Genomic DNA, 2546 nt, shown 5'->3' on the forward strand with positions numbered 1-2546 from the left:
CCACCCCCGCGCGGAGGGCGACGCCGACGAGCTCCGCCGCGCGGTCCTGGTCGCCAAGCGCCGGCGCCTGATGGAGCTGCGTCGCCGCGGCGAGATCGGCGACGACGTGTTCCACGTGCTCGAGGAGGAGCTCGACTGGGCCGAGCTCGCCGCCTCCCCGCCGGACCGCTTTCAGGCGCTCGAGGTCTGAGGAGCGGCAGGCCTTAGGCCGCCAGATAGGCGTGGCCGGCGCGCAGCACGGTCTGGTCGTCGAAGGAGCGCCCGGTGAACATCAGCCCCACCGGAAGTCCCGAGACGTCGCGGCACGGCACCGAGATCGAGGGGTGGCCGGTCAGGTCGAAGGCCGCCGTGTTGCAGACCATGTTGAGCGCCTGCGCGATGTGCTCCTCGCGGTTCACCTCCGGCAGCGCCGGAATCTCGTGCGCCGTCTGCGGCGTCGTCGGCATGACCACGAGGTCATAGGTCTCGAACACCTTGTCGTAGACACGGGTGAGCTGGCGGGCGAGGTTCTGCGCGCGGCCGTAGAACACGCCGTGATACTGCGCGTTCATATACTCCGACATCACCACGCCGAGCTTGGCGGTCGGCGAGAAGTCGCCGCCATTGGTCTTGATGCCGCGGTTCATGGCTGACATCAGCCGGGTGTTGTACCAGCCCTTGGTGCCGTAGGCGTTGAGCCCCTGGTAGAAGGTCGCGATGCCGCCCTCGATCGCGATACTGTTCCAGATCGCCGGCACGCGCGCGTGCTCCGGGACCGAGATCTCCTCGACCGTGGCGCCCATCTTCTCGAGATACTTGACCGCCTCGCGCACCGCCTTGTCGACTTCCTTCATCGACCACGGCGTGCCGAACCCTTCCTTCACGACCCCTATCCGCAGGCCCTTGATCGAGCCCGTCAGCCCGGCCGCGTAGTCGACCTTCTCGATCGCGCTCGGCTGGCGCATGTCGCGCGCGGTGTCGTCCACGCCGGCGATCACGGACAGCAGCAGCGCCGCGTCCTCCACCGTCTTCGCCATCGGGCCGACATGGTCGATGGTCGGGTCGAAGCCCGCGATGCCCGTATAGGGCACCAGGCCGTGGGTGGGCTTGTGGCCGACGATGCCCGACCATGAAGAGGGGATCCGGATCGAGCCGCCCTGGTCGCCGCCGAGCGAGATGTCGACCTGGCCGCTCGCCACCGCGGTCGCCGAGCCGCAGGACGAGCCGCCCGCGACGTGCTTCTGGTTCACCGGATTGAGGCCCGCGCCATAGGCGCTGGTGTGGCCGCCGCCCGAGAACGCGAAGTCGTCCGTGTTGAGCATTGCGGTGATGTGGCCGCCGGCCTCCAGGATCCGCGACACCACAGTCGCGTCGGCGTCCGGGATGAAATCGTAGAGCAGCCGTGAGCCGCAGCTCGTGGGGATGCCGGCGACGCAGATCGTGTCCTTGATGCCGATCGTCTTGCCCGACAGCGGGCCGGTCGCCGCGACGGCGCGCACGTCGCAGGTCCGCACGACGCCGTTCAGCGGGTCCTCTTCGGGGGTGGGGCGGGCGCCCGGGATGCGGACGGCGGGAACGACCGGGCGGAGCGGCTCCGGCGTCTGGTCGAGCTCGTCGTAGAGCTCGAGATTGGCCGCGACCATCTTCTCCATGACGTCGAGCTCGGCGTCGGTCAGCCGGATGTGCGAGCGCGCGCTGATCGCGCGGATGTCGTCTCGGGACGGCCGCCGCAGGGTCATGGATCGGTCCTCTCGTACTGAGCGAAGGGCAGGCGTGGGAGGAGGCCGGGCGCGCGGGCCACGGCCGGATGCGACGCGATGGTCTTCGAGCTTTCGCAATGCAACAAATGAATTATTGAGCTACAAAGCATGGCGTTTCGCCATGAGCGGGGGCCGCGATGTTCGATCCCGATCTGCTGCGCGTGTTCGTCGCCGTCGCCGAATGCGGCGGCTTCAGCCGCGCCGCCGAACGGCTGAATTCGACCCAGTCGACCGTCAGCCACCAGATCAAGCGGCTCGAGCAGAAGGCCGGCAGGGTCTTCCTCAACCGGACCACCCGCACGCTGTCGCTCACCGAGGACGGAGAGATCCTGATCGGCTACGCGCGCCGCTTCCTGGCCCTGATCGAGGACGCGACCGAGCATCTCGGCTCGCCGCGGCTCGGCGGCGTCCTGCGCTTCGGCGCCTCGGACGATTTCGCGGGCCAGTGCCTGCCGGAGATTCTCAGCCGGTTCCGCCGCATCCATCCGGACGTGCGGCTCAGCGCGGAGATCGGCGTCAGCCGCGGGCTGGTCGAGCGGCTCGGCGCCGGCGACCTCGACCTCGTGCTCGGCAAGCGGGCGGTCGGCGAGCAGGGCGGCGAATTGGTGTTCCGCGACGGGCTGGTCTGGGCGGCCGCGCCCGATCTCAGGCTCGACCCCCGCGCGCCTGTGCCGCTCGCGCTTTTCCCCCAGCCCTGCGTCTATCGGGCGGCCGCGCTCGGCGCGCTCGAAAGGGCGGGCCGCGCCTGGGACGTGGTCTACGCCTGCCCGAGCCTCACCGGCGTGCAGGTACAAGGGAACCGGGTTC

Annotated in this window: 2 protein-coding genes and 1 pseudogene; 2 read left to right on the plus strand and 1 reads right to left on the minus strand. The window is 69.7% G+C overall.

Annotation, left to right across the window (positions count from 1 at the left end; translation table 11 throughout):
- A pseudogene (locus ACIKT0_RS16765) lies at positions 1-190 on the plus strand (cation:proton antiporter); the annotation flags it as partial.
- Positions 191-203: 13 nt separating this feature from the next.
- Here ACIKT0_RS16765 and ACIKT0_RS16770 read toward each other — a convergent pair.
- Positions 204-1718: an amidase gene (locus ACIKT0_RS16770; protein ID WP_407106516.1), complete on the minus strand. Its 1515-nt coding sequence runs from the start codon at positions 1716-1718 to the stop codon at positions 204-206.
- A 158-nt stretch (positions 1719-1876) separates the two neighbouring features.
- Between ACIKT0_RS16770 and ACIKT0_RS16775 the strand changes: the two genes are divergently transcribed.
- Positions 1877-2546: LysR family transcriptional regulator (locus ACIKT0_RS16775; RefSeq protein WP_407106517.1), on the plus strand; the 670-nt coding region annotated here is incomplete at its 3' end.

Origin of the sequence: Hansschlegelia beijingensis (genome assembly GCF_045505405.1) — a bacterium.
GTDB lineage: Bacteria > Pseudomonadota > Alphaproteobacteria > Rhizobiales > Methylopilaceae > Methylopila > Methylopila beijingensis_A.

Bases quoted from the DNA above. Each gene is read 5' to 3' on its own strand.
- ACIKT0_RS16770 (WP_407106516.1), bottom strand. From the start codon at position 1,718: ATGACCCTGCGGCGGCCGTCCCGAGACGACATCCGCGCGATCAGCGCG.